This is a genomic window from Frankia sp. EI5c (assembly GCF_001636565.1).
Lineage (GTDB): Bacteria > Actinomycetota > Actinomycetes > Frankiales > Frankiaceae > Parafrankia.
In genome coordinates this window covers 96938-123117 of the sequence record NZ_LRTK01000005.1, presented here as the reverse complement: position 1 = coordinate 123117, position 26180 = coordinate 96938, and the positions used below count along the sequence as shown (strand labels likewise).

17 protein-coding genes and 11 pseudogenes are annotated in these 26180 nt (G+C 73.6%); 14 read left to right on the top strand and 14 right to left on the bottom strand.

Translation table 11 applies throughout. The annotated features are described in order from the left end of the window. The first annotated feature begins 531 nt into the window (after window positions 1-531). Window positions 532-2403, top strand: coding sequence for a GAF domain-containing protein (locus UG55_RS02180; protein ID WP_066062014.1), 1872 nt, complete (start codon window positions 532-534; stop codon window positions 2401-2403). A 132-nt stretch (window positions 2404-2535) separates the two neighbouring features. On the opposite strand, the gene UG55_RS02175 is transcribed toward UG55_RS02180, so the two are convergent. From UG55_RS02175 to UG55_RS02150, 7 genes and pseudogenes are all read right to left on the bottom strand, one after another. Then, a complete protein-coding gene (locus UG55_RS02175; protein ID WP_066062011.1) occupies window positions 2536-3231 on the bottom strand; it encodes a response regulator transcription factor in 696 nt (231 codons plus the stop codon). 177 nt (window positions 3232-3408) lie between these two features. Further along, the gene (locus UG55_RS02170) at window positions 3409-4629 is read right to left on the bottom strand and encodes an MFS transporter (protein ID WP_066062008.1); all 1221 of its coding nucleotides are present in this window, start codon (window positions 4627-4629) and stop codon (window positions 3409-3411) included. Between the two features lie 110 nt (window positions 4630-4739). Further along, window positions 4740-5410 (bottom strand): annotated as a pseudogene (locus UG55_RS02165) (rhomboid family intramembrane serine protease); the annotation flags it as partial. A 1-nt stretch (window position 5411) separates the two neighbouring features. After that, a pseudogene (locus tag UG55_RS31350) lies at window positions 5412-5609 on the bottom strand (rhomboid family intramembrane serine protease); the annotation flags it as partial. Between the two features lie 172 nt (window positions 5610-5781). Beyond that, window positions 5782-7062, bottom strand: a complete 1281-nt coding sequence (locus UG55_RS02160; RefSeq protein WP_066062002.1) for a bifunctional cobalt-precorrin-7 (C(5))-methyltransferase/cobalt-precorrin-6B (C(15))-methyltransferase — start codon at window positions 7060-7062, stop codon at window positions 5782-5784. 116 nt (window positions 7063-7178) lie between these two features. Beyond that, on the bottom strand, window positions 7179-7493 hold the full coding sequence (locus tag UG55_RS02155) for a zf-TFIIB domain-containing protein (protein WP_199865004.1): 315 nt from the start codon (window positions 7491-7493) through the stop codon (window positions 7179-7181). Window positions 7494-7604: 111 nt separating this feature from the next. Continuing rightward, window positions 7605-8075 carry an SDR family NAD(P)-dependent oxidoreductase gene (locus tag UG55_RS02150; RefSeq protein ID WP_066061996.1) on the bottom strand — a complete coding sequence of 157 codons (471 nt, stop codon included), beginning with the start codon at window positions 8073-8075 and terminating at the stop codon, window positions 7605-7607. A gap of 418 nt (window positions 8076-8493) precedes the next feature. On the opposite strand from UG55_RS02150, the pseudogene UG55_RS31340 reads away from it, so the two are divergent. From UG55_RS31340 to UG55_RS31330, 4 pseudogenes are all read left to right on the top strand, one after another. Continuing rightward, a pseudogene (locus UG55_RS31340) lies at window positions 8494-8728 on the top strand (TetR/AcrR family transcriptional regulator); the annotation flags it as partial. 1 nt (window position 8729) lies between these two features. Continuing rightward, a pseudogene (locus UG55_RS31335) lies at window positions 8730-9345 on the top strand (helix-turn-helix domain-containing protein); the annotation flags it as partial. A 1-nt stretch (window position 9346) separates the two neighbouring features. Continuing rightward, a pseudogene (locus UG55_RS46585) lies at window positions 9347-9572 on the top strand (TetR family transcriptional regulator); the annotation flags it as partial. A 1-nt stretch (window position 9573) separates the two neighbouring features. Next, window positions 9574-9783, top strand: a pseudogene (locus tag UG55_RS31330) (hypothetical protein); the annotation flags it as partial. A 50-nt stretch (window positions 9784-9833) separates the two neighbouring features. Here the strand turns inward: UG55_RS31330 and UG55_RS31325 are convergent. Continuing rightward, window positions 9834-10512: pseudogene (locus tag UG55_RS31325) on the bottom strand (ABC transporter substrate-binding protein); the annotation flags it as partial. Between the two features lie 39 nt (window positions 10513-10551). After that, window positions 10552-10919 (bottom strand): annotated as a pseudogene (locus UG55_RS31315) (ABC transporter substrate-binding protein); the annotation flags it as partial. A 429-nt stretch (window positions 10920-11348) separates the two neighbouring features. On the opposite strand from UG55_RS31315, the pseudogene UG55_RS02130 reads away from it, so the two are divergent. Further along, window positions 11349-11876: pseudogene (locus UG55_RS02130) on the top strand (spirocyclase AveC family protein); the annotation flags it as partial. 40 nt (window positions 11877-11916) lie between these two features. Here the strand turns inward: UG55_RS02130 and UG55_RS02125 are convergent. Continuing rightward, window positions 11917-12987 carry a phosphotransferase family protein gene (locus tag UG55_RS02125; RefSeq protein WP_242423614.1) on the bottom strand — a complete coding sequence of 357 codons (1071 nt, stop codon included), beginning with the start codon at window positions 12985-12987 and terminating at the stop codon, window positions 11917-11919. A 182-nt stretch (window positions 12988-13169) separates the two neighbouring features. On the opposite strand from UG55_RS02125, the pseudogene UG55_RS31310 reads away from it, so the two are divergent. Further along, window positions 13170-13390, top strand: a pseudogene (locus UG55_RS31310) (hypothetical protein); the annotation flags it as partial. Window position 13391: 1 nt separating this feature from the next. Then, window positions 13392-15839 (top strand): aminopeptidase N (gene pepN, locus UG55_RS02120; protein ID WP_242423613.1); only part of this gene is annotated, 2448 nt, incomplete at its 5' end. Here pepN and UG55_RS02115 read toward each other — a convergent pair. The 3 genes from UG55_RS02115 to UG55_RS02105 all read right to left on the bottom strand — a co-directional run bounded on the left by UG55_RS02115 (window position 15829) and on the right by UG55_RS02105 (window position 18161). Continuing rightward, window positions 15829-16650 (bottom strand): enoyl-CoA hydratase/isomerase family protein, encoded by an 822-nt coding sequence (locus UG55_RS02115; RefSeq protein ID WP_066061984.1) that lies wholly within the window; start codon window positions 16648-16650, stop codon window positions 15829-15831. The genes pepN and UG55_RS02115 overlap by 11 nt on opposite strands. Before the next feature lie 166 nt (window positions 16651-16816). Then, window positions 16817-17851, bottom strand: coding sequence for a DUF308 domain-containing protein (locus tag UG55_RS02110; protein ID WP_242423612.1), 1035 nt, complete (start codon window positions 17849-17851; stop codon window positions 16817-16819). A gap of 31 nt (window positions 17852-17882) precedes the next feature. After that, window positions 17883-18161 (bottom strand): hypothetical protein, encoded by a 279-nt coding sequence (locus UG55_RS02105; RefSeq protein WP_083986313.1) that lies wholly within the window; start codon window positions 18159-18161, stop codon window positions 17883-17885. Window positions 18162-18397: 236 nt separating this feature from the next. Between UG55_RS02105 and UG55_RS02100 the strand changes: the two genes are divergently transcribed. The 6 genes and pseudogenes from UG55_RS02100 (at window position 18398) to UG55_RS02080 (ending at window position 24363) form a co-directional block, all read left to right on the top strand. Then, window positions 18398-20557 carry a hypothetical protein gene (locus UG55_RS02100; RefSeq protein ID WP_066062580.1) on the top strand — a complete coding sequence of 720 codons (2160 nt, stop codon included), beginning with the start codon at window positions 18398-18400 and terminating at the stop codon, window positions 20555-20557. 141 nt (window positions 20558-20698) lie between these two features. After that, window positions 20699-21308, top strand: a pseudogene (locus UG55_RS31305) (BTAD domain-containing putative transcriptional regulator); the annotation flags it as partial. A 1-nt stretch (window position 21309) separates the two neighbouring features. Next, window positions 21310-21577 (top strand): BTAD domain-containing putative transcriptional regulator (locus UG55_RS31300; RefSeq protein WP_304440376.1); only part of this gene is annotated, 268 nt, incomplete at its 5' end. A 1-nt stretch (window position 21578) separates the two neighbouring features. Continuing rightward, the gene (locus UG55_RS02090) at window positions 21579-21833 is read left to right on the top strand and encodes a lasso peptide biosynthesis PqqD family chaperone (protein WP_066061978.1); all 255 of its coding nucleotides are present in this window, start codon (window positions 21579-21581) and stop codon (window positions 21831-21833) included. Then, window positions 21830-22330: a lasso peptide biosynthesis B2 protein gene (locus tag UG55_RS02085; protein WP_242423611.1), complete on the top strand. Its 501-nt coding sequence runs from the start codon at window positions 21830-21832 to the stop codon at window positions 22328-22330. The genes UG55_RS02090 and UG55_RS02085 overlap by 4 nt, the downstream gene beginning before the upstream one ends. Window positions 22331-22560: 230 nt before the next feature. Next, complete coding sequence (locus tag UG55_RS02080; protein WP_242423610.1) at window positions 22561-24363, top strand: ABC transporter ATP-binding protein; 1803 nt, start codon at window positions 22561-22563, stop codon at window positions 24361-24363. A gap of 89 nt (window positions 24364-24452) precedes the next feature. On the opposite strand, the gene UG55_RS26810 is transcribed toward UG55_RS02080, so the two are convergent. Continuing rightward, window positions 24453-26174 carry an ABC transporter ATP-binding protein/permease gene (locus UG55_RS26810; protein WP_083986312.1) on the bottom strand — a complete coding sequence of 574 codons (1722 nt, stop codon included), beginning with the start codon at window positions 26172-26174 and terminating at the stop codon, window positions 24453-24455. Between the last annotated feature and the right edge of the window lie 6 nt (window positions 26175-26180).

Below are 26180 nucleotides of genomic sequence, written 5' to 3'. Positions count from 1 at the left end.
GCCGCGGCGGCCATCGCCCGGCCCCGTACCGGCCGGGGCGGCCGCCCGCGGTGGGTCGGGCGGACCTTGCTCTGGATGACGGCGAGCCGACCCGGCGACCGCGTCAGCCCGGCTGTGCGGGCGCGGGTCAGCTCAGCGGTGCGGGTGGTGGGGCCGTGCGGAGGACCTCAGCCGGCTGACGACGTCGCCGGCGTGGCGACCGGGCGGGGTGGACGCGGGCCGCCGCGGCCGAAGCTGGCTGAGACCTCCGGGCGCGGTCGTGGCGCGCCGAAACCGGACCTGAGGGCGGGCGGGCGGTGCGAACACGGCCCGCGAGCGGTCAGGCCCGGGTCGTACAGGCCGCGGTGACGACCCGGCTCAGGTCGGTGACGCGGTCGCTGTGCAAGAGGAAGCCAGAGGCGGCCATGGACGAACTCTACGCCAGCGGCGGCCACTCGTGGCAGGGCGGAGTTCGCCGGATACGCCTGGCAGTTCCCCGAACGCCCGCGGGCTGGCTATCGTCACGTAAGGCGTACGGACGGGAGGTGCGGGATGGTCCAGACCGGCCCACTCGCCCAGCCCTGCGCGCCGCCGGGGGCTCCGGAGATCAGCGCGGTGCAGAGCAGGATGCGCGGGCTGCTGGACGCGGTCGTCGACGTGGCCCGGGAGCTGAGCCTGCCGGTGACCCTGCGCCGGATCGCGCAGGCCGCCCGCTCGCTGGTGGACTGCGAGCTCGGAGTGCTGGGAGTACTGGGGCCGGAGGGCCGCATCACCGAGCTGATCGGCGGCCAGCCCGATCAGGAGGTTCCCCGCGACATCGTCCGGATGCCGCGGGGGCGGGGCCTGATCGGCGAGGCGGTCCCGGGCGAGCCGCCGGCGGGGCGGCACGCCGTCAGGGTGCCCGCCGCGCTCCTCGGTTTCCCGTCCGGCGAGCGCGGCTTCCGCACGTTCCTGCGGGTGCCCATCACCGTGCGCGGGGAGGCGTTCGGCAACCTGTACCTCGCCGGTAAGCACGGGCCCGAGTTCACCCAGGAGGACGAGGACCTCGTTGGCGCGCTGGCCGCCGCGGTCGGCTTCGCCATCGAGAACGCCCGCCTCTACGAGGCCACCAAGCGGCGCCAGGCGTGGCTCACCGCGAGCGCCGAGATCACCACCGCCCTGCTGTCGGTCGCGGATCCGGTCGAGGCGCTGGGTCTGGTGGCCCGCCGCGCCCGCCAGATCACCTCCGCGCTGCTGGCCGGCATCCTGCTGCCCGTGCCCGGCCCCCGCGGGGGCGGGAACACGCCTCCGGTCGGCCCGCCACCTTCCGTGAGTACCACCGTGCCCGCCTCGCTCCCGGCCTCGCTGCCCGCCGTGAGCGCCGCCGCGCCGCCCGGGCAGCGGCCGGCCCCGGCGAGCCACCTGGAGATCGCCGTCGTCGACGGCGCCGGCGCCGAACGGCTGCGCGGGCGGGTCCTGCCCGGTCAGCCGCGGCTGCTGGACCTGATGCGCTCCGGGCGGGCTACGATCATCCCGCCGGAGCGGGCCGGCCCGGCCGCGCGCCGGCAGCTGGGTGAGGCTGTCGACGGGCTCGAGATCGGTGCCGTCATGGTCGTCCCCCTGCTGGCCGCGGGCCGTCCGCTGGGGGTGCTGCTGCTCGCCGCCGTGCCGGGGGTGGTGACGTTCGAACACCTCGACCTGGAGATGGCGGCGGCGTTCGCCGGCCACGCGGCGCTCGCGCTGGAGTTCAGCCGGGTGCAGCGGGAGCGGGAACGTCTCGCGGTGTTCGAGGAACGTGACCGGATCGCCCGGGATCTGCACGATGTGGTGATCCAGCGCCTGTTCGCCACCGGTCTGCAGCTGCAGGGGATGTCGCGGATGATCGACGAGGCCGCGGCGGCTCGGCTGAACGCAGCGGTCCGCGAGCTGGACCAGACGATCACCGACATCCGTCAGACGATCTTCTCGCTGACGGCGGCAGCCGGGGCGGTCGACCTGCGAGCGGAGATCGCCGCGATCGCGTCCCAGGCGGAACAGGCGCTCTCGATCCGCCCGACCGTCCGCATCGACGGCCCGGTCGACCGCGGGATTCCGGCGGTGATCCATCCACATCTGCTCGCGGCGATCCGAGAGGCGCTGTCGAACATCGCCCGGCATGCGCGGGCCACCCGGATCCAGGTGCTGGTGCGCGTCACCAACACCGATGTGGCGGTGCAGGTCCGGGACAACGGCTGCGGCCCGGGTGGCGCGTCCCGCAGCAGTGGCCTGTCGAACCTGCGGCGCCGCGCGCTCGATCTCGGCGGGCGGATGGAGTTCGGGCCCGGCGAGGGCGGGATCGGGACGACGGTGACCTGGCGCGTCCCGCTGGTCCAGCCGGTGCCGGAGCCACGGGTGCCGCCGCGGCACGGAAGCGTCGTCGAGAGCGTGGGCGACACGGGGCCGTGAGACGGCCCGGCGCCGCGCAGGCGCCGCCCGGCACCCGGACCAGGCCGTGCCACCCCCGGCATCTGGAGCAGGCCGCCCCCGGCACCTGGAGCAGGGCTAAAAGGTCGACCAGGACGACAGCCCGGTGCCGACTCAGGACGACAGTTTGGTGGCGAACACAGCGGCCTGCGTGCGGCTTTCCATCCCGAGCTTGGAAAGCATGCTCGACACGTAGTTCTTGACGGTCTTCTCCGCGAGGAACATGCGCGCGGCGATCTGGCGGTTCGTCAGCCCCTCCGCGATCAGTGACAGGATGCGCCGCTCCTGGTCGGTGAGGCCCGCGAGCCGCTCGTCCTCCGCCGGCCCCTCCCGCAGCCGGTAGAGCACGCGGGAGGTGACCGCGGGGTCGAGCAGGGACTGGCCCGCCGCGACCTGGCGCACCGCGTCGACGAGCGCGTTGCCGCGGATCTGCTTGAGGACGTATCCCGCGGCGCCGGCCATGATGGCGGTGAACAGCGCGTCCTCGTCGTCGAACGAGGTGAGGATCAGGCAGGCGATCTGCGGGTCGTGGGACCGGACCTGCCGGCAGACCTCGATGCCGCTGCCCTCCTGCAGGCGCGCGTCGAGTACGGCGACGTCCGGGCGAAGCATGATGATGTCCGAGATCGCCTCGTCGGCGCGCCCCGCCTCACCCACCACGATGATGTCGGCCTCGTCGGACAGCAGGTCACGCAGCCCGCGGCGCACGACCTCGTGGTCGTCGAGGAGGAAGACCCGGATCGACTCCGACGGCGACGCCTGGTCGGGCGCCGGGCCGGGCTTGGACGTGCCTGTCGAAACCTCTGCCACCGTTGACTCCGCCCGACCCCGCTGTCGTTGAAGACCGTCGCTGTATGTCACGTGCAGCATGCAGATTATAACCCTGGCGATCGGTCGCTCCGGCGGGTTCGGATCTCGGAGGCGTAACGGCCTCCGCCCGGGCCGCCGGGGCACGGGGGCCCGGGCGGGTGGACGGGCCGCCGCGGGTCAGCCCGTCACGGCCCGGGAGGCGGGGCTTCCCGGGCCGCGCCCGCATCCCACCGCCCGGCCTCCCACCACCGCCGAGAGACCGATGAACACCCCCGAGGCCGCGGTCACCAGCAGCCCCCGGTGCGAGCCGCCGGCGTCGACGAGCGCGCCGGCCACGGGGGTACCGACCGCGATCCCGCTCACGACGGCCATGGTGAGCCAGGTGAAGCCCTCGGTCCGCGCCCCGGCGCCGACCATCCGCTCCACCAGCGCGTTTCCGGTGATCAGAGTGGGTGACGAGGTCGCTCCGGCCAGCAGTGCGAGCGGGATCATCAGGGGTACGGCCAGGCCCGCCAGCGGTAGCGCCATCCCGACGGCCATGAGGCTCGCGGCGCGCCGGAAGCGGTCGGGCAGCGGCCGGGAGTGCTCCCGCGCGCCGTAGATCAGTCCCGAGACGGCGGAGCCGGTGGCGAACATGCCGAGCAGCAGGCCCCCCACCGCGGCCAGCCCCTCCTCGCGGGCGAAGGCGACCATCGAGACGTCGACCCCGCCGAACGCGATTCCTATGCAGAAGAAGACCACAAGAAGGGTGCGGGTTCCGTGATTGCGCAGCATGTGGGGCCGGGCTGTGGTCTCTTCGTCGCGTGGCCCTGGGTCGCTGTCCCGCAGTGACACCAGCGCGGACGTCCCGACGGTCAGGAAGGCCATCGCGGCCACCAGCCCGGCGACCGGCGCCACGAGTACGGCGAGCAGCGTGACCAGCACCGGCCCGAGGACGAAGACCAGCTCGTCGAGTGCAGCCTCAAGTGCCAGCGCGGTGCCGAGCAACTCGTCGCCGCCCAGCCGCGCGCTCCACCGGGCGCGTGAACAGGCGGCGACCGGCGGCAGCGAACCGCCGGCGACGGCCGCGGCGGCGAACCAGACCGGCCGGGGCGCGCCCGCGGCGACGGCCACGGTCAGTGTCGCCATCGCCGCCAGATGGCAGCACAGGCAGACGAGGAGCACCCGAGCCTGCCCGAACCGGTCGAGAGCGCGTCCGAGGCGGGGAGCCAGCAGCGCCTCGCCGACCGCGCCGGCGGCCGCCACCGCCCCACCGATCCCGTAAGAGCCGGTCTCGGCGTGGACGAACAGGACGGTCCCCACCGAGACCATGGCGATGGGGAGCCGCCCCAGGAAGGCGGCGGGTACGAAGCGGACGGCCCCGGGGGTGGCCAGGGCGCGGTGGTATGCGGTTGTCATAGCGGTGCCCACAGTGCCGCATCGGCAGCCCCTGTGACCAGCGGTTATGCGTCACCCTGGGGGGATTGCCCGCCAGCGGCGGTGGCGCGGGTCAGCCGCGGTGGCGCGGGTCAGCCGCGGTGGCGTGGCTCGCGGCGCTGGCCGAACGCGGGTGGCTGCCGGACCCAGTCCGCATGGGGCTGATGGCGAGGAGCGGGCCCCGCGGCCCTGAGACGCTGGACGAACGGAGCCACCAGCACGGCGCCCACGACGAAGCCGACCACATGGGCGCCGTAGGCGACACTTCCGCCGTCCGCCATGCCGATGCCGGTGAAATACAGGTACTGCAGGATGAACCAGAACCCCAGCACGATCCAGGCCGGCAGCCAGAACGGCAGGAAGAACAGCACCGAGACCAGGCCGATCACCCGTGCCCGGGGGAACAGGACCAGATAGGCGCCGAGAACCCCGGCCACCGCGCCGGACGCGCCGATCAGCGTGTCGGTGGTCTGGCCTTCGAACATCGCGAACCCGTAGGCGGCCGCGAACCCGCAGACCAGGTAGAAGAGCAGGTAGAGCAGCCGGCCCAGGCGGTCCTCGATGTTGTTGCCGAACACCGCGAGGAAGAGCATGTTGCCGATGAGGTGCAGCCAGCTCCCGTGCAGGAACATCGAGGTGACGACGGACAGGATCGGCGACTTGTCAAAGGTCGGGGGCGATTCCTGCAGGCAGCCGACCCGGCCCCGGGCGTCCAGCGCGAGCCGGCCGGAGCTCGCCACCGGCAGCTGCTTGCCGGTGAGCANCTCCTTGGGTATGGCGCCCCATTCCTGGAAGAACCGCTGCTGTTCGCACGCGTTCTGCGGCTGGGAGGTCTGTATGCCCGCGACCGAGCTGACGACAGGCGTCAGAAACACGAAGACCACGACGTTGGTAGCGATCAGTAGCCAGGTAATCACTGGTCTACGTCGCAGTGGATTGATGTCGTGAATCGGAATGACCACGAGGTCATCCTGCCGTAGGCCACCCCGGTCGGGGTGAGGCCGGTCCCCGGCGGGGGCCGGATCCGGGAGGACGGTTCCGCGGCGCCCCAGGTCCCCAGTGCTCCACCGGCCTTCGGCGTTCGGCTGACCTTCGGTGTTCGTGCTGACCTTCGGTGTTCGGCTGACCTCAGTGTCAGGCCGGTCGGGTCGCCGACCACTGGGTGACGGGCATCATCGGCCGCCAGCCGGCGAACCCGCCGACGGCCGTCGCCCGGCTGACGGCCAGCCGCGCCAGCTCGCCGCCGTACTCGGCCCGGCACCGCGCCAGCACGACCTCGGACTCGATCGTCACCGCGTTCGCGACGATCCGCCCGCCGGGCCGCAGCGCCTCCCAGCAGCGCTCGATCGTTCCGGGTGCGGTCAGGCCGCCGCCGACGAACACCGCGTCCGGCGCACCGCACTCGGCGGTCAGATCCGCCAGCGCGCCCGGGGCGGCCGCGGCGACGACCCGCAGCCCCGGCACCCCGAGCGCCGCCGCGTTGCGGACGATGCGTTCGACCCGGTCCGCACGCGGCTCCAGCGCGACCGCGCGGCAGGACGGGTGCGTCCGCATCCACTCGATGCCGACGCTGCCGCAGCCGGCACCGACATCCCAGAGCAGCTCGCCCGGCGCCGGCGCGAGGAACGCGAGGGTGACCGCGCGGATCTCCCGCTTGGTGAGCTGGCCGTCGTGCTCGAAGACGTCGTCCGGCAGCCCGGGGAGGCGGGGGAGATGCCGCGCATCCGGATCCGCGACCAGCTGGAGGGCGAGGAGGTTCAGATCGGCGAGGCCGTCGGCTCCCAGGCCCGGGTCGGCGAGGTCGCGGGCGCGGAACTCCCGCCGGCGTTCGGCCGGCCCGCCCAGGTGCTCGAACAGTGTGACCGGGCTGTCCCCGAAACCGCGCCGGGTGACCAGCCGGCACAGGTCCGGGGGCGTCCGGCGGTCGGCGCTCAGGACGAGCAGCCGCCGCCCGGTGGTCAGTGCGGGGTGCACCGTCGCCAGCGGGCGGCCCACCAGGCTGACGATCTCCGTGGCGTCGACGGCCCAGCCCAGGCGCGCGCACGCCAGCGAGACCGAGGACGGGTGGGGAAGCACCCGCACCCGCTCCGCGCCGAGAACCCGCACGAGCGTGCTGCCCAGGCCGAAGAACATCGGGTCGCCGCTGGCGAGCGCGCACAGGCGGGCCCCGGCCTGCCTCTCTATCAGCTCCCCGAGCCCGGGGACCAGCGGCGAGGGCCAGCACACCCGCCGGGCCGCGACGTCCGCGGGCAGCAGCCCGAGCTGCCGGGTGGCGCCCAGGACGACCTCGGCCCGCAGGAGCTCGTCCCGTGAGGCCGGGGGCAGGCCCGCCCAGCCGTCGTCGCCGATCCCGACGACGACGACCTGACCGGCGCCTGCCGGCCGGCTGATCGCGGCACTGCCGGGTTCAGCCATCGGATCCACCGGTCACGGCCGAGACGGTAGCCCGCGCGGGGCCCAGCCGCGGTGCCCGGAACGCGGGGCGCCCCCGGCACGGGGGCCAGGGGCGGTGCTCAGGAGGAGAACGGTGTTCAGGAGGAGAACAGCAGCCGGGTGAAGCGCTTGTGCCCGTGACCATACCCGTACCCGTGCCCGTGGCTTGGGCCGTGTGATCCCCAGGCGGGCTGGGTGTAGTGCCCGCCGGGCGGCATCGGCGCGGGCGGTGGCGGGGGAGCCGGCTGCGACCACTGGGCCTCAAGCCGGGTGAGTGCCTCCAGCTCGCCGTAGTCGAGGAAGATCCCGCGGCAGTTGTCACACTGCTCGATCTGGACTCCGCTGCGGTTGTAGGTCCGCATGGCCCCGTGGCACTTGGGACACACCAAGTTATGCCCCGCAGAGTAGTTCATCCCCGCCCCTTCCGCGCGCACAGTCCTGCCATGGAGCAGAAGCTACGCTACTGCCGCCACCTGTGGATCTCCATGGGCGGATCCACAGCGTGCGTGGCCCTCGGAATCCGGTCACGTACCGCCCGGATAGGCGGTGCCGCGTAGTTCTCCGGGGCCGGGAATGCGCGTCACCACTCGACCGAGCCGGTGGAGCGTCCTGTCCGGCAGCAGCCGCCTGGTGAGGAGAAGCAGGCGGGCATCCCGGCCAATCGCCCGCCGTGAGTACGGAGCGGTGTCGCCGAGTGCCCGCGCCAGGCCGCGCGCGAACCGCTCCGGCGGCAGTGCCAGCCGGTGCACGTTCGCCGCCATCGATCCGACGGCGATCTGGAAGGGCCGGTAGGCGCTGTCGGGCCGCTCGTGGAACACGGTGCGCACGAGGATGTCGGTGTCGAAGGTGCCCGTGACGACGACGGTGACGCCGAGGCCGAAGGGAGCGATCTCGTGGGCCAGTGCCTCCGCCCAGCGCTCGGCTGCCGCCTTGGACGCTCCGTAGGCGCCCGCGGTCGCCATTCCGCGCACCCCGGCCTGGCTTGACACCAGCACGACGCGTCCCCTCCCGGCTCTTCGCATGAGGCCAGACGCCCCAGCGCGTCGTCGACCGATCGCACGGCCGCGACCACGTGCCACCCTTCGCGGTACAGGTGCACGGCCGAGGCGAAGCCGAGACCGCGCCCCGCGCCGGTGATCACCACCGATCGCGGCGAGGCCATGGCGGTCTTCCTCTCGTCACCGGAGCGCGGACCGTGGGCGGGTCGGTGGCGGGTCGCGAGCGCCGCCGACCCGCCGTCCTGGTCCTGGTGAAACAAAGGTTAGGTTCACACTGGTCGTCGGCCGGGCGCAACGGTCCGGCTCCGCAGCCGGGCGACCAGGCCCGCCGCTGCGTCCACACCCGCGGCGGCGGGTGACGACGTGCCCGTTCAGTACCGTCGTCGCAAGGGGAGCGGCTGAAGGGGTGGACCCGGTGTCGAACGACGGGGCTCGGAGAACGCAGATCCTCGACGCCGCCGCGGCGTTGTTCGCCAGTGCCGGCGTCCGGACAACGCTCAAGAACATCGCCGACGCCAGCGGCATCCTCACCGGCAGCCTCTACCACCACTTCGAGTCCAGGGAAGCGATCATCGTCGAGCTGGTGCGGCGCTACCAGGACGAGCTCGACCAGGTCGCGCACGCCGCCGAGGAGGAACTGGCCCGGCCGANCCCCCGCCCTCCCGCCGAGATCATCACGGCTCTGGGTGAGGCGATCGCCGCCTGCGCCGTACGGCACCGCGCCGCTCTGCTGCTCACCTTCTACGAGCCTCCCGCCGGCTCCAGCGACGAGTTGGTGCGACTGGCCGCGCGGACCCCGACCGCGATCGAGGCCGCGATGCTCCGGGCCCTGCGCGCGGGACTCGCCTGCGGTTACATCCGGCCCGGCATCGATCTGGCGCTGCTCGCCGACCGCATCTGCCAGAGCATGCTCCACGTCGGCATCGGTGTGTCCCACCGTGCCCCCGGCGGTGATCGCATCGCCGGAACCAAATGCCGGATCCTGCTAGACGGCATCGCGGCGGCCTCGCCGCGGGACGAGGCCCTGGAGCGGGCTCCCGCCTTCCGCGCCGCGAGCGGAGTCGTCGAGACCTGGGCGCGGGAGAAGGAGTCGAGGGCGGACGTCCACGACCGGAAGTCCCTGATCGTCGCGACCGCCCGTGCCGAGTTCGGGCGCCGCGGCTATGACACCACCACCATCCGGGACATCGCGGCGGCGGCCAACCTCAGCGCCGGCAGTGTCCACCGGGTCGTCGAGTCCAAGGAGCGCCTGCTCGTCTCGATCATGNCCTCCTTCGTCGCGAACGTGACCGCCGGCTGGAGCGCGGTGCTCCGCTCGCCCTCGACCGCCGTCGAGAAGCTCGACGCCCTCATGTGGCTCGACATCAACCTCATGGACCAGTTCGCGGACGAGTTCAGGATCCAGTTCTCCATGTTCCGGCAGACACCGCCCGACAGCCCCGACCTCGCCTGGACGTTCCCGACGCAGCTGCGCCAGGTCAGGTCGCTGGTGACNGGCGGGATCCGGTCCGGAGACCTCCGCCTCGAAGGTGCCTCCGCGGACCTGCGGGCACGGTGCCTGTTCAGTCTGATCTGGATGCCGCAGAACATCGTGCGCAGCGCCGGCCCCCGACCAGCTCTCGGCCTGTCCCGGGACACGGTGCTTCGTGGCGCGAGCGACACCTCGCCGGCAGGCCGTGAGTCACTCAGCGGGGCAGGCGCCTGAGACCGCCGGCCGAGGCCTCGGCCGGCGGCGCCGGGAGGTGCGGCACCGCGTCAGCCGAAGCGATCGACGAGGTGCGAGTTGACGCCGTCCGGGTCCAGACGTCGGGCCACCAGGTAGCCGGCGCCCATCCAGCCCCGCCGGGTCCACTTGCCGAACGACAGCCGGGTTCCCGGGGCGCCGGCGGCGGCGGGGAGCATCTTCACGCGCTCGAGCGCGTCCCGCACGCCGCGCGGGCTCAGCGGGTGGGCGTCGGCGAAGGCGTGCACCAGGACGGTGGCGAGATCGCGGTTCACCACGGGTACGCACCACTCCGGCCGCCGTCCGTAAACGGCGTTGTACCGGTCGAGGAACCGCTGGCCGACGAGGTTCCCCTCGTCGTACTGGTCGATGCCGGTCCAGCCCAGAATCGCCTTCCACATCACCTCGTTGATCCAGGCGTTCTGGAAGGCGGTGCCCATGAAGCGGGGCGGGTCCCAGCCGAGCGCTTCCAGTGCCGGATTGACGTGCACGACCCCGAAACCGAACCCGCAGTGCACGAGGGCCGAGGCATTGGCCTCGTGCAGGGCGCGGACGGCGGCGCCGACATCCTGCGCGGTCTGGGCGATCCACTCCTCGGCCACGATCCGGATGCCCTGCGCCGCACACGCCTTCCGGAAGTGTCTGATGTAGGTCTCACCGACGAGTGACTGCTCGATCAGGCAGCCCACGTCCGGGTGGCCGCCCTTCGCCNGCAGCTGGGCCCAGAAGATCGGCTCATCGGTCAGCGANCCCTGCGGGAGCGAGAACGTCCACTCCCCGAGCCAGTCGTCCGTGCCGGTGACGCTGATCGCCGGGACTCGGAACCGCTCCTCGATCGCCTCCCGCGTGGGCACGCAGTTGTCGGTGATGGCCGGCCCGAAGACGGCGAGGCAGCCGTCGTCCACCAGCTCGCCATAGGCGTCGATCACCGCCTTGACGGAGCCTTTCGGGAGACCCTCCACCTCACGGAACACGATCTCCACCGGGCGATCGATCAGGCCGTCGCGATGAGCGTCTTCGAAGACGAGCTCGAACGGCCGGGTGAGGTCGTCCCGCAGCTCCTGCGGATAGCCGTCCGGAAGCCGGAAGTCCAGGAGGTAACCGAATCTGATCGGCTCNGCACTGCTCTCGTAAGACAACGACTTTCCTCCTCGTCGGACTCCACAGCCGCCCCGCCGCGGGTCATCGAATCTGGCCGGATGTGTTCGCGCCCAGGCCGGGCCCCCGGCCGCTCAGCCCTCGATGGGGGACGACCCCAGGATTCGGTAGGAGCCGGGAACGCCCTCGTCGTTCAACGTCGCGACCAGACCACCACGGACACACACCGCCGGATACTTCGGGTTGGCCTTTCCGTTGCTGGGCGTCCATCCACGGCCGTGTGGCCGATGGCGACGGCGACGACGTCTTCTTCGATCATCCTGTTGCCGTAGTCCGTGCCGGTGCCGGGATCGCCCTTCGCCTCGCAGGTCACCAGCTCGATCGGACGGCCACCGATGCCGGAACCGTGCTCGTTCAGCCAGGTGGCGGTGGCCCTGGCGACGTCCAGCTCGATCGTTGTGTCTCCGGCGCTCATCGGCGTCGCGCTCGAGCGGCGGCTGCGGGCGAGGTTCGGGTGGCGGCGGCCGATCGGTCTCCTCACCGTGGGGCTCGCCGTCGGCTACGTCTGGGCCCTGCTCTTCAACGGGGTCTTCGGCGTGCGGGCCGGCGTCTTCTACTACGGCCGCGTCATCCCCGGACTCGCGATGTCCGAGGGGACCAAACACCAGTACCCCCTGTACGACGCCCTCGCGATGGGCGTACAGATGATGGTCTTCACGTATCTCCTCGGACGGACCGACGCCGAGGGCCGCACGGTCATCGGCGCCTGGGCCGAGCGGAGGACGAAGAGCGGCGCTGGTGCGGCGGCGCTGTCCGTCGTCTCCGTTGTCCTGCTCGGCAACCTGTTGTACGGGGCGGTGTTCACCCCCCACCTCGTCACGAAGCTGAACGGCGATGTGACCGAGGGACCCGCGACCGAGCTTTTCCCCGGCGTGCCGAACCAGCCCCTGCACGGCGGCGCTGGAGGCGGGCGGTGACGATCAACACGCGCACGAACACGCCGCTCGCGGCTCACCGTCACCGGGCCAGCCGCCGGGCGCAGGCCAGGAAGGCGTGGGCACCGTCGTCGAACGGGGTGCCGCGCAGCAGGTACTCGGTGACGGCTCCCGCCGCGTACTGCACCGTCACCGCCCGGGCCGGTCCGTCCAGGGTGTCCCAGGGATCCGGGCCCGTGCCGAGTGCCACCCCGCCGGCCGCGCGGTAGGTGTCGGCGAAGCGTGCCCAGACCGCGGGCGGCAGCACGCCCGCGGCGAACCAGGCGGCCGGGCGCGCCAGGTCCCAGGCGGGGTCACCCCAGCCGAGATCGTCGATGTCGATGATGCGCCACTGTGGGTCCGCCGCGGCCTCCGGCGTCCCGGCCGGGCCAGGCGTGCCGGCCGGGCCAGGCGTGCCGGCCGGGCCAGGCGTGCCGGCCGGGCCAGGCGTGCCGGCGGTGCTGACGACCTGGCCGAGGTGCCAGTCGCCGTGGATCAGCGCCACCGGGCCACCGGGCCGAGCCGGGGTCCGCTCCAGCCAGGCCGGAAGCCCGGCCCGCGCCCGCCGGATGTCGTCCGCGAGGCGGGTGATCTCGGCGCTTCGGGGCGCCGCGGCGAGTGCGTCCTCCAGTTGTTCCATGGCTCGCCGCAGCCGGGCGCAGACCCCGGCGGGCGGTACGGCGTCCGGTGGGAAGGCGGCGAGATCCGTGCCGTGCAGGCGGGCGAGCAGCTTGGCGGCGGCCGTCCAGGGGGCGGCTTCGACGTGCCGCTCGACGTCCTGGAGCCGCAGCGCCCTGGCCGCCGGCCAGGCGCTGACGAGGCGGCCGTCGACCGATGCCAGCAGGTCGTCGTCACCGCCCTGGAGGCGCAGCGGAGCCAGGAGCAGCCCGGCCAGCCGCGGGTCCGCGGCGAGGCGCAGCCGGGCGAGCAGCGGGCGCGCGGCGTCCTGCGCCAGGTGGGTCTTGACGACGAGGTAGCCGTGCCGGACGACGAGCCGGCCCTTGCGGTCGGTGAGGATCTCCCCGCCCGTCCGGGTCAGATCGCTCATGGTCACGACCGGCGGGCGGGTGGTGTCCGCCTCCTCGCGGCCGGGGACAACGGCGCGGTTCGTCACCAGCTCTCCCGGAGATGGGCTGGCCTTCGGGCCGAAGGCGCTGTAGGAGTCGGAACTCCCCTGTGTTCCACGCGGGGGAGGACGTCGATCAGTGAACCAGTTCTCCGGCCCGTCCGGTGCGGCCCGCCCGGGGCAGGTCACCCGGCCGGCCGGCGGGGCCGTCCGCCCACTACCGTCGGCTGATGCAGCCGCTTAGCCAGGCCGAGGCCGTGGCCCGAGCCATGCTGGTCCGGGTTCGCTCCTACCAGGTCGATCTCGACCTGACCGGGACGCCGGAGGGCCCGCGGTTCACCTCCACCAGCACCGTGTCGTTCACCTGCGGCGAGCCGGGAGCCAGCACGTTCGTCGACCTGCGGGCGATCTCGGTGGAGTCGGCCCAGCTCAACGGCCGGGAGCTGGATCCNGGCTGGTGGCAGGGCGACCGGGGGGTCCTGACCGGTCTGGAGGCGGTGAACACCCTGGTCGTCCGGGCGACCATGGCGTGCACGAACACCGGCGAAGGGCTGCACCGGTTCACCGACACCGAGGACGGCGAGGTCTATCTCTACGCCCAGTCGTTCCTCGACGACGCCCCCCGGATCTTCGCCTGTTTCGACCAGCCCGACCTCAAGGCGCCGCTGAGCCTGGCGGTCGCCGCGCCCGAGTCGTGGGAGGTGCGGGCCAACGGTGCCGGCACCCGGGTGGCGCCGGGTCGCTGGGAGTTCGCGCGGACCGCGCCGCTGGCCACCTATGTGGTCTCCCTGGTGGCCGGGCCGTACCAGGTGTGGAGCAGAACCCACGACGGTGTCCCGCTGGGGCTGCTGTGCCGCCGCTCCCTCGCGCCCCACCTGGACGACCAGACGGCGGAGATCTTCCGGATCACCACCGCCTGCCTGGATCACTACCACGCGCTGTTCGGAGTTCGTTACCCCTTCGGGAAGTACGACCAGGCCTTCGTGCCGGAGTTCAACATGGGCGCGATGGAGAACCCCGGCCTGGTGGTCTTCCGGGACGAACTGGTGTTCCGCTCGGCGGTGACCGAGGCCGAGCGGGAGCGGCGGGCCGTCGTGATCGCGCACGAGATGGCCCACATGTGGTTCGGCGACCTCGTCACCATGCGGTGGTGGGACGACCTGTGGCTCAACGAGTCGTTCGCCGAGTACATGGGCACCCGGGTAACGGCAGCCGTCACGGAGCACTCCGAGGCCTGGACGAGCTTCGCGGTGGGCCGCAAGAGCTGGGGCTATGCGGCGGACCAGCGGCCGTCCACCCATCCGGTGGCGCCGGCCGCCGTCGAGGACACGGCGGCCGCCCTGCTCAACTTCGACGGTATCTCCTACGCCAAGGGCGCCTCGGCGCTGCGCCAGCTCGTCGAATGGATGGGGGACGAGGCGTTCCTGGCGGGCCTGCGGGCCTACTTCGACGCGCACGCCTTCGGTAACGCCACGCTCGCCGACCTGCTGGCGGCCCTGGCCCGGGCGAGTGGGAAGGACCTGGCGGCGTGGGCCGAGGCCTGGCTCCGCCGCGCCGGGACCGACACCCTGCGGCCGCGGGTGCGCCTGGACGGGCGGGGCGCGTACGCGGCCGTCGAGGTGGTGCGGACCGACCCGGCCGAGCCGCCGGCGGAGCTGCCGGCGGGCTTGTCGGAGGAGCCGCCGGCCGCGCGGCCGCACCGGATCGGTGTCGGGGTGTACGACGCCGACCCGCGCGGGGGGCCGCTGCGGCTGCTGCGCCGCGTCCAGGTCGATCTGGACCAGGTGGCGCCCGGGGGCGGAGCGGCGGTGCCGGAGCTGGTGGGTACCCGGCCCGGACGTCTGCTGTTGGTCAACGACGGCGACCTCACGTTCGCCAGGGTGCGTTTCGCGGCGGTGGACCTGGCCCGGCTCGATGTGGTCCTCGCGGACCTGGCCGATCCGCTGGCACGGGCCCTCGTGTGGTCCGCCGCCGCCGACATGACCCGGGACGCCGAGTGGCCGGCGGGTGACTACCTGCGGCTGGCCGCGCGGGCGTTGCGCACCGAGCGCTCGGTCGCCGTCCTGGAGGACGCGCTGGGTTTCGCCGCCGGCGCGGTCGTGGACCGTTTCCTGCCCGGGTCGGACCGGCCGGTCGCGCGGGGCGCGCTGGTGAGCGCCTGCCAGGTGGTGATCGACGGCGCCGCACCGGGCCGGGAGCCGGCCGCCGGGGCGGACGGGAGCGGACTGCTGCTGGCGGCGGCCCGTGGCCTGATCGCCTGCGCCGCGCCGCCGGAGGTGGGACGGCTGCGTGGCTGGCTCCAGGGCCGGGGGGTGCCGCCGGGTCTGGTCGTCGACCCGGATCTGCGCTGGCGCCTGCTGGACCGGCTGGTGGTGCTGGGCGCGGCCGGCGAGCGGGAGATCGCGGCCGAGCTGGGCCGCGACCGCAGCACCCGGGGCGCCGAGCTGGCGGCCCGGATCCGGGCCGCGGCCGGGGACCCGGCGGCCAAGTCCCGGGCCTGGAAGGTCATCACCGCCGACCTGGAGACCTCGGCGCGGTTGGTCGCCGCGACCGCCCAGGGCTTCTGGCAGCCGGAGCAGCAGGATCTGACAGATCCCTACGTCGACCGGTACTTCGCCGAGATGCCCCGGCTGGCCAGGACCAGGTCACCCCATGCCCTGCGGCAGATCGCGGCCGCGGCCTTCCCCCGGTACGCGGTGCGGGCCGAGACTCTCGCGGCGGCGCGGCACCTGCTCGGCGCCGCGGCGACCGGACCGGTGCTCGCCCGGGTGGTCGTCGACGCCGCCGACGACCTGCGCCGGGCGGTGGCCGCCCGCGAACTGCACCGCCACGCCTACCCGGCCGGCTGGCCCGGCCCGGAAGCGGCCGGGGGGCCGGCCGGGCAGCCGGTCAGCGGTTGACGAACGTCGGGGCGCGGCGCTCGCCGAACGCCGACCGGGCCTCGGCGTAGTCCTCGGTGGACTGCACGATCGCCATGTGTGACGCGATGAGGTCCAGGTTCGTCCGCAGGTCCAGGTTCTGGGACTGGTAGACCGCCCTTTTGATCATGCCGGCGGAGATGGGTGACATCGCCGCGATGCGCCGCGCGAACGCATAGGTCTCGTCGAGGAGAACGGCCTCCTCGTAGACGCGGTTCACCATGCCGATCCGCTCCGCCTCCACCCCGTCCACGGTGTCGCCGCTGAGGAGCAGCTCCAGCGCCTTGGCTGGCCCCACCAGGCGGGGGAGCAGGTAGGTCCCGCCGTCCCCGGGCACCAGCCCGATTTTGATGTAGCCCTCGGAGAGCCGCGCGGAGCGGGCGGCGAACCGCAGGTCGCACATCAGCGCCATGTCCAGCCCGGCACCGACCGCCACACCGCTGATGGCCGCGATCAGGGGCTTGTTGAGATCCAGCACCGCCCGGGCGACCTTGTGGACGCCGTCGGTGAGCATCCGGCGCCGCGCGATCGGGGTGGGTTCGATGCCGCTGAGCACCGCCAGGTCGATCCCGGAGCAGAAGGCCCCGCCGGCACCGGTCACGACCACGACCCGGACAGCCGGGTCGGCCTCGGCCTCGCGCAGGGCCGCCGCCCACCGGTCGATCATGGTCAGCGTGAAGGCGTTCCTGACCTGGGGTCGGTTGAGTGTGATCGTGGCGATCGCGTCCTGGACCGAATAGAGCAGCTCGTCGGGTGCCGGCTCGGCCGCCGCGGTCGTGTTCTCGTCGCTCATCTGGCTGTTCCTACCAGGGTGCCGGACTGGAGGCGCCCGCACGTGGGCGACGTGGCATCGCCGCCGCCCGGCGCGCCGGGCGGTGCCGGCCCGCCGGCGTGGCGGACCGCCCCGCCCGGACGGCCGGGCGCGGTTGGCGACCGAGGGTTCGGCGCCGGCAGAGCGGTCAGTGCCCGCGCTCCCACCAGTGGTGACGCGGTGAGCGCGTGCCCGAACCGGCTCCGACGGGATGATCGGACCCACGGTCGTAGGCACCGCGATCAACGGCACCGCGGTCGTCGACGCCGCGGTCGTACGTGCCGCGGTCGAGAGCGCCGCGGTCATCGGCGCCGCGGTCCAGAGCGCCGCGGTCGTCAGCTCCGCGGTCGTAGGCACCGCGCTCGCCAGTGCCGCCCTGGTCGTAGGTGCCGTGGTCGACGGACGCACGTCGGTCCGAGTGCCCGTTGTGGGACCGCCTGGGCTCGTCGGGGTAGACCGAGGAGTCATCGGCCCCCGGCGCGGGGTACCGCTCCGAGCCGGCGGCCGCCCGCTCCCGGCCGGCCTCCGTTCCACGGGCCCGGTGCCTGCCCGGCCCGGCCTGCTCGTACTCCTCGTCGCGGTCGGCCCGCGCCCCGCCCACGGCGGCGCGGTCCCGGCCGGTGCCTTCCGCGTGCCGGCCGTGACCGCGCAGGTGCCAGCCGGCCTCGGGGGCACCGAGACGGCGGCTGCGCGCGACCGCGACGTCACGCACTCCGACCACACTGAACCGGCCCAACGCGCTGGAGCCGAGGAACAGGATCAGCGCACCCAGCCCGTAGAAGAAACTGATCATTACCAGTGCCTGGGTGACCTTGCCGCCCAGCGGCATCCCGAGCGCGCCGGGGTTCCAGATCTGCGACAGCGGCGGCCCGACGATGAACCAGACGCCAGCCACGACCGCGAGGGCCGCGCCGAACGCCGCGGCGGCCCGGTTGCGGCTGAACATCAGGATCAGGCCGGCGACGATCGCCACGATGCCGGGCAGGATCGACAACCAGAACTGGGTCGCGGTCCAGGACCACGCATCGTTGGTGAAGCCGAAGTCGAAGTACGGTCCCACGAGGGGGATCAGCGCCCCCCAGATGCCCGCGGCCAGGATCAGGATGCCGCTGAGCGCGCCCTTCGTGCGCGGGACCTGCAGCATGTCCCGGCGGCGCGGCTGATCGATTGCCATTGTGTCCATGTTTCTTCCTCCCGTCGGACCAGCCGGGATTTCACCGCGGCCCGCGATCGGTCGCCGACTCGGTGGTGATGACGTGGGACATCACCCCCGCCGGCAACAGTGCGAGGGCCGCGAGCGCGGCCGCGGCCGCGGCCAGGCCGAGCAGCAGCCAGGCGTTCAGGATCATCCCGACCAGGGCGAGGATCACCCCCACCACCACAACCGCGGTCAGCGACCAGATCAGGGCGCCTCGCCCACGTTCCTGGGCCTGCCGTCCGCGTGGCGGGCCGGTGAGCGGGCGTTCGCGTGGCGGGCTTGTGTGCACGGCCATCGGGCACCTCGGTTCGTCGGCGGCCCCGGTCTCGCGCGGGTCCGTTCCGTGTGGGCCTACCCCGTCTGGGTGTTCCCAGCGGCGCGTCTTTCCACCAAACGTGGGATGACCTCGGCTTTCGTGCCGGGCTCCGGTCGGCGGCCTGGGTAGCCTGGCGTCCCATGGGCCGGCCGTACCGTCCCCGGTGGACAGGCCTGTCGGCACGGCGCCGATCCACCCGCGGGACCTGCCTGGCGGTGCTGGCCGCGGCAGTCTTCGCCCCGGCCGGCATCGCCGTGCTCACGGTCCACCAGACCGCGCAGAACAGCGACTTCTACCGCGCCGCGCTGGCGGAGGCACAGGTCCACGAGCGGATCAGCGACGAGGTCCTGACGGATCCGGTGCTGGCGGAGGTGACCGGGGACCTGCTGGCGGACCTGCCCGTCGACCCGGATCTGGTGGTCGACAACCTGCTGCTCGTCGTCCCGCCGTCCGCGCTGCGCGGAATGACCGACGGCGTCGCGGACAGTGTGGCCGCGTACCTGGACGGGAGCCGGGCGGAGTTCGTCGTGGCCGCCGACCTACGCCCGATTCTCGACAACATAGGTCGGCTCGCCTCCGTCTACCTGGCCGGGCAGGTGTCCGGCGCCCCCCGCTACCGGACCGAGGACGTCGCGGCGGCGCTGCGCGACGTGCTGGACGGGGTGGACCGGGTGAGCCAGGGCCGTCCACCCGCCTCCGTCCCCGAGATCGACCTCACCGACGGCCAGATCACCTGGGTGGCCGACCTGCTGCTGAGCCGGGTGCCGGAACCGAAGCGCCCGGGGGCACGCGAGCAGGTGCAGGTGGCACTGCGCTCCGGTGACCTCGGGGAGGCCCTGGCGGTTGTCGGCCCGATGCTCTTCTCGGGGGACGTCTCGGCGGTCGCGGACCTGCGCGCGCGGCTGGCCGGCGGCACGGTGCTGGACCTGGGACGCCCGCTCTCGGCCGGCCGGGCGGGCCCCGCCGGAGCTGTGCTGCGCGCGATCCACGGAGTCGGCGGGACGGGCATGGTCACGCTGGCCGTGCTCTGTTTCGCCGTGCCCGCGGTGGCGCTGGCGCGGGCGGCCGTGCTGGTGCGCACGGCGAGCCGCGGGCCGATGCCGCCGGCCGCTCGGGCCGGGCCCGCGGTGCTGGCGCGGACGGTGACGGCCGCGTTCGTGGCCGCCGGGGCGACCGCGACCGTCATGGCGTTGGTCGTGACCGCCGTGGCTGGCGATCCGCTGGCCCCGCTGCGCGGCCCCGGCTCGCCGTTGCCGCCGGCCGGGCAGCGGCTGGTGTCCGACGTCGGTCGGGTGCTCGTCCACAACGCCCGGTCGACGTGGCTCGCGATGGCGGCCGTGCCGCTGGTGACCGGGCTCGGCCTCGGGACCGTGGCGGCGGCCGTCCCCCGCCTCTACCGCGCGCAGGGACGTGCCAGGCGCCTGGTGGCCGTCACCGCTGTGTCCTCGGTGTTCGTCGCGGCGTCCTGGGCGGTGAACCCGGGCCGGGCCGGGACCGGTACCGCCTTCTGCAACGGCGGGGTCGACCTGTGCTCCCGGCGGTACTCCGACGTCCTCTACCCGACGACCCACAACGGCATGGCGTCGGTGCGCGCCGGTTTCCTCGGTGCCGTGCAGGACCCGGACCTGGTCGGCCAGCTCGACAGCGGCGTCCGCGCACTGATGATCGATGTGCACCACTGGACGACCCCCGCCGAGGTCGAGACGTTCCTGGACGGGCTGCGGCCGCGGGCCCGCGCGGCCCTCGCCCCGTTCGCCACCGGCGCCCGCTCGCAGCGGCCCGGGCTCTGGCTCTGTCACGGCATCTGCCAGCTCGGCGCGACGCCGCTGGACGACGCGCTGGCGGGCGTCGCCGGCTGGCTCGCGCGCAACCCGGCGGAGGTCATCACGCTGATCCTGCAGGATGAGGTCCCGCCCGAACCGGTCATGGCGGCGTTCCGGGCCGCCGGGCTCGGCCAGTACCTGGCCCGCCCGCCGGGAGCGGGCCGGCCGTGGCCGACGCTGGGCCAGATGATCGATCGCGGCCGCCGCCTCGTGGTGTTCGCCGAGAACGGCGACGTCCCCGGGACCTGGTACCGCAACTTCTTCCGCTCGAACGCGGACACACCGTTCGACGTGCGGATTCCCGGGGGTTTCACCTGCCGCCTGGGCCGGGGGGCCCCGCGGCCGCAGATGCTCCTGATCAACCACTGGCTCACCGACCACGGCGCCACCCGGATGGACGCCGCCCTGGTGAACACCGAGTCGTCGCTGGCCGCGCACGCCGAGCAGTGCGCGGCGCGGGGGCTGCGGCCCACTTTCCTCGCGGTGAACTTCGCGACGGTAGGTGATCTGGTCGCCACGGTCGCCGCCTACAACCGGCGCCCGGTGCGCTGACTCAGCCCGGCCGCGTGCGCTGGCCCGCCGGTTCGGCGCGGCTGCGGACCTTTCCGTCGCGGCGGCACGGACCGGGCATCGGGACGTCTCGGCGGGACGCGCTCCGTTCAGGGCCCTCGCCGGCGGGGGAGAACAGGGGCTATGGAACCGCGGCGGCACCTGCCCTTTCGGATCCTGGGCCCGCTGGAAGTGTACGCAGCCGACGGCAGCGCCGTGCCGATCGCCCAGCCGAAGAAGCGACGACTGCTCTCCCTGCTGCTCCTGGGCCGCGGCCGGTGGATGAGCACCGAGCACCTGCGCGCGGTGCTCTGGGACGCCGATCCGCCGCCGTCGGCCATCGGCAACATCAAGACCTACGTCTCGGATCTGCGCCAGATCCTGCCGCCCGGGGAGACGGCGGGCCTCGGCCGCATCCAGAGCCGCCCGGGCGCGTACCGGCTCAACGCCGCCGCGCCCGAGGTCGACGTCTGGCTCTTCGAGGAGCTCGCCCGCCAGGGGCAGGACGCCCGGTGGAGCGGGGACGACGGCCGCGCCGCGGAGCTGCTCGGTGAGGCGCTGGGCATGTGGCGGGGCGAACCATACGAGGACCTTCCGGAGGAGGTCGCGCACACCGAGGGAGCCCGGCTGGGGGAGCTGCGGGCCGTCGTCCACGAGGATCTCGTCGACGCGCTGCTCGGCCGCGGCCAGTACGACCGGGTCCTGCCGATGCTGCGGGCGCTGACGATGCAGTACCCGCTGCGGGAGCGGCTGTNGGGGCAGTTCCTGGTCGCGGCCAGCCGCAGTGGGCACCGAGCCGACGCGCTCGCCGCCTACCGCACCGCCTACCAGCTGCTGTCCCGGGAGCTGGGGGTGGAACCGAGCGCCGAACTGCGGCAGATCCATGCCCAGGTGCTCGCGGGGGAGCTGGTGGGGACCGCCGGCCCGCGAGCGGCGGGGCCCGGCGCGGGCTCCGGCGCGGGCCGCGGCTCCGGGAGGGCGCGTGCCGCCGGGCACGCCGGAGGAGGAGAGGACGGGCACTGACGTGACGACCCAGCTGCTCGAGCACGTTGTGCGCACCCGTACCGAGTACGGTGCCGTCCTGCTGGACGAGCGGACCGGCCGGTACTTCACGCTGAACCCGACGGCGGATCTCGCCGTCGGCATCCTGATGGACGGCGGCACCGCCGCTCAGGCCGCGCGGGCGGTCACCGAGGCGTACGAGGTGGACGGCACGACCGCGCTCGCCGACATCGAGGCGCTGACGCGGGCCCTGCGCGCCGCGGGGCTGGTCCGTTGACCGCCCATGGCGGGCAGCTCGCGCTCGCCACCGGTGCGGACCGGGTGGACCGGTCGCGCTGGTCACCCTGGTCGCGCCGGTGGCGGCGGGCTGCCCGCGTCGCGGTTGCCCCTCCCGTCGTGACGATCGCCCGCGGGCTGACCCGGCTCCCTCCCGGCCAGCTGCGGCGGGTGATGGAAGCGTTGGCGGCCGGCACCCGGCCGGCCGGATACCAGCAGACGCTGGCCGCGCTGGAAACGGTGACGGCAGTGAGCCGCACCTGCCGGGACCCGGCCGGGTGCCTGCCGCGCGCGGTCGCGACCGCGCTGCTCTGCCGCGTCTCGGGGAGGTGGCCGACATGGCGGACGGGAGTCCGCGCCGCGGGTTCGTTCGCGGCGCACGCCTGGGTGGAAGCCGACGGGCTGACGGTCGGCGAGTCGTTTCCCCCCGGCACATACCAGCCGGTGATCACGGTCAGGTCGCGGCCGCGACCGCGAGTGCCGGCGCGTTCCGCGTGACCGCGCCACCACCGGAGTACGCCGGCCCCCCGCCCCCCGGCGTACCTCCCGCCCCGGGCGGACCTCCTGGTCTGCCCGGTGGCCCGCCGCCCCCCGGCGTGCCCGGTGGCCCGCCGCCGTTCGGGCCGCGACTGCGCGGTCTGCGGCCGGGGCGTCTCGGGCCGCCGCGGCCGCCGGGGCCCCGGCCCGGTTTCGGGGACCTCTGGCGGCTGCTCCGTGGGCACGGTCGGTTGATCACCTTCGCCACCACCCTCACCGCGATCGGGTCGGTGATCGGTCTGGCCCAGCCACTGCTGGTCCGGGCGGTGATCGACGCCGCGAGCTCCGGCGGGCTCCCCCCGCTGCTGGTCGTGGTCCTCATCGCGGTGTTCCTGCTGGAAGCGGCGCTGGACACCTGCGGGCACTACCTGCTGGACCGCACCGGCCAGCGGGTTCTGCTCCGGCTGCGCCGCCGGTTGATCGGACATCTGCTGCGGCTGCGCATCCGGGTGTTCGACGCCGAGCGCATCGGAGACCTGCTGTCGCGGTCCAACGCGGACACCATGGTGGTGCGCGACGCGGTCGCCTACAGCCTCACCACGGTCGTGACCAGCACCATCGGGGTGCTCGCGGCGATCGGGCTGATGGTGTGGCTCAGCCCGGTCCTGTTCGGGCTGGTGGTCGCCGCGGTGGTGGTCGCCGGCTGCATCGTGCTGACGGCGCTGTCCCGAGTGCGGTCGGTCTCCGAGCAGGGGCAGGCGAGCGTCGGGCGGATGTCCGCCGACCTCGAGCGGGCGCTGACGGCGATCCGCACCGTCCGCGCGAGCAACGCCGAGGAGCGGGAGAGCGAGCGCATCGGTCGGCATGCCGACGACGCCTACCAGGCCGGACTGCGCATGGCGCGGCTCAGCGCGGTGATCGCGCCCGCGACCCAGCTCGCCGTCCAGGGCTCGGTGCTGGTCGTGCTGCTCGTCGGCGGGGTGCTCGTCGCCCGGGGCACCACCTCGCTGGGCGACCTGGTGGCCTTCCTGCTGTACGCCACCTATCTGGTGATGCCGCTGTCGCAGCTGATCGAGTCGGCGCAGACGATCCAGCGTGGGCTGGGCGCGCTGACCCGGGTGAACGTCGTCTTCACGATGCCGCTGGAGGAGACGGAACCGCTGGAGGAGGCGAGGCAGCTGGAGGAGACGGAACCGCTGGAGGAGACGGAACCGCGGGAAGGGCCGGACAGCCCGGACCGCCGGATCGACCCGGGGGACGGGCGGAAACCGGCAGCGGACCGGGAGCGGTGGCCGCGGTCGCCCTCCGGCCTCGGCGCACCGGCGTTGGAGTTCCGCGACGTGTGGTTCTCCTACGGAACACGTCCGGTGCTGCGGGGTGTGTCCTTCACCGTGCCCGCCCGCGGACAGGTGGCGCTGGTCGGGCCGTCCGGTGCCGGGAAGTCGACCATCCTCGGCCTCATCGAGCGGTTCTACGAGCCGGACGCCGGCGAGATCCTGCTCGACGGGATACCGCTGGCGAAGTCGGCCCGGGCCCGGACGCGCCGGCAGGTCAACCTGGTCGAGCAGGACGCCCCGGTGCTCTGTGGCTCGCTGCGTGACAACATCGTGTACGCCCGCCCGGAGGCGACCGAGGCGGAGGTCGCCGAGGTTGTCGACGTTGCGCGGCTCACCTCGCTGGTCCGCCGGCTGCCCGCCGGCCTGGACACCGATGTGGGTGACCACGGGGTGCTGCTCTCCGGCGGGGAGCGGCAGCGGGTGGCCGTCGCCCGAGCACTGCTCGCCGCCCCCGGCCTGCTGCTGCTCGACGAGCCGACATCCCAGATGGACGCGGTCAACGAGCGTGCCCTGACCAGAGCGATGGCGGACATCGCCGCGCGCCGGGCGCTGCTCGTCATCGCCCACCGCATCTCGACGGTGCGGGCCTCGGACCTGATCCTCGTTCTGGACGAGGGGGTGCTGGTTGCCGCCGGCCGGCACGAGGACCTGTTGGGCCGCTCCCCGCACTACGCCCGGCTGGCCGCCGGTGCCGGCGGCCTCGACCGCACGGCCTGACAGCCGGTACGTGGGTTCGTGGTTCGTGGGGTCCCGACCTGATCACCGGCCGGCGTGGTGGGGATCGTTGATCAGGTCGGCCGGTGGGGTCAGGGGCTCTGTCTGCGCAGCGTCGCGGCCGCGAGGGTGAGCGCCACCAACGTGCACGCCGCGATGACGAGCGCGTCCCGGACCACCAGCATCGACACCCCGGGGGTGGTGCTGATGCGGTTGAGCGCGTCCACGACATAGGTCATCGGCATCAGCATGCTGAGGGTGTCGAGGACGGAGTTCATCTGGTCGGGCGGGACGAGGATGCCGCACAGCAGGAACTGCGGCAGCAGGACCGGCGGGAGGAACTGCACGGCCTGGAACTCGGAGTTCGCGAAGGCGCTGGTGAGCAGGCCGAGAGCGGTGCCGAACAGGGCGGCGAGCACGGCGAGCAGGCCCAGCATCAGCAGCGGCCCGGCGATCCGCAGGTGCAACAGGGCCACGGCGGTCGTCGTCGTGATGGCGGCCTGCGCGACGGCGAGCAGCCCGAAGGCCACGCCGTAGCCGGTGAGCAGGTCGCCCCGTCCGATCGGCGTGGTCATCAGCCGTTCCAGGGTGCCGGAGCGGCGTTCGCGCAGCATCGCCACCGAGGTCAGGAAGAACATCGTCATCAGCGGGAAAACGCCGAGCAGGCCCGCGCCGGCCCGGTCGAACGCGGTCGGGCTGTTTGCGAAGATCGCCTGGAGCAGCACGAGCAGTGCCGGCGGGAGCGCGAGGACGAGCAGGATGGTCCGCGGGTCGCGCCGCATCTGGCGGATCACCCGCAGCGCGGTGGCGGTGGTCCTCGGCAGGTTCAGGGGCACGCGCCGGCCCTCACCCCGATGCCGCCGGTCGGGCCGGTCGGGCCGGGCCGGCCGGCCGCCCGGCGGTGGGGCGGGGTCGCTGACCGCCGGTGCGCCCGGGTTCGTCGCGTGCGCCGTGCCGCCGCCGTCAGCGCCGGGCAGCGGGTGCGGCCCGTCGGCCGGCGCCGCCGCCTGGCGGGGGGCCGGCCTGGGCTCGACGAGTCGGAGGAACGCCCGGTCGAGGTCGCCGGCGCCGGTGAGGCGGAGCAGGGCATCGGGAGTCTCGTCCGCGATCAGCTGGCCCTCGCGCAGCAACAGCAGCCGGTCGCAGCGGGCCGCCTCGTCCATCACATGGGAGCTGATGAGCAGGGTGAGGCCGCGGTCGGCCATCTGGTGGAATCCGTCCCACAGTTCGCGCCGCAGGACCGGGTCGAGGCCCACGGTCGGTTCGTCGAGCACGAGAAGCTCCCGGCCGCCGATGAACGCGGCGGCCAGCGAGACGCGGCCCCGCTGACCGCCGGAGAGCCGGCCGACCTGCGTTCGGGACTCGGGTGCGAGGCCGACCGAGGCGGTGACGTGCTCCGCCCCCCGGATGATCTCCAGTGGGCTGGGTGTGCCCTGGGTGGCGAGAGTCATGAAATAGCGCAGATTCTCGGCCACGGTCAGGTCGTGGTAGACCGAGGCGGACTGGGTGGCATAGCCGACCCGCCGGTTCAGATCGGCGGTGCAGGCTTCCTGGCCGAGCACGCGCAGCTCGCCGGTCACGCCCCGCTGAATTCCCACGATCGCGCGCATGAGTGTGGTCTTTCCGCATCCGCTGGGGCCGATGAGGCCGGTGACCGTGCCCCGCCGGACCTCGAAGGAAACACCGTGGACGATTTCCCGGCCGCCGCGCCCACCCCAGGCGGTCCCACGCCGGATTCGGACGTCCACCGCTCTGATCGCCAGCGTGTCGTCGGGACTGCGGATGCGTCGATCCGACGTTTTCGGCTCGGCCACGGCGCT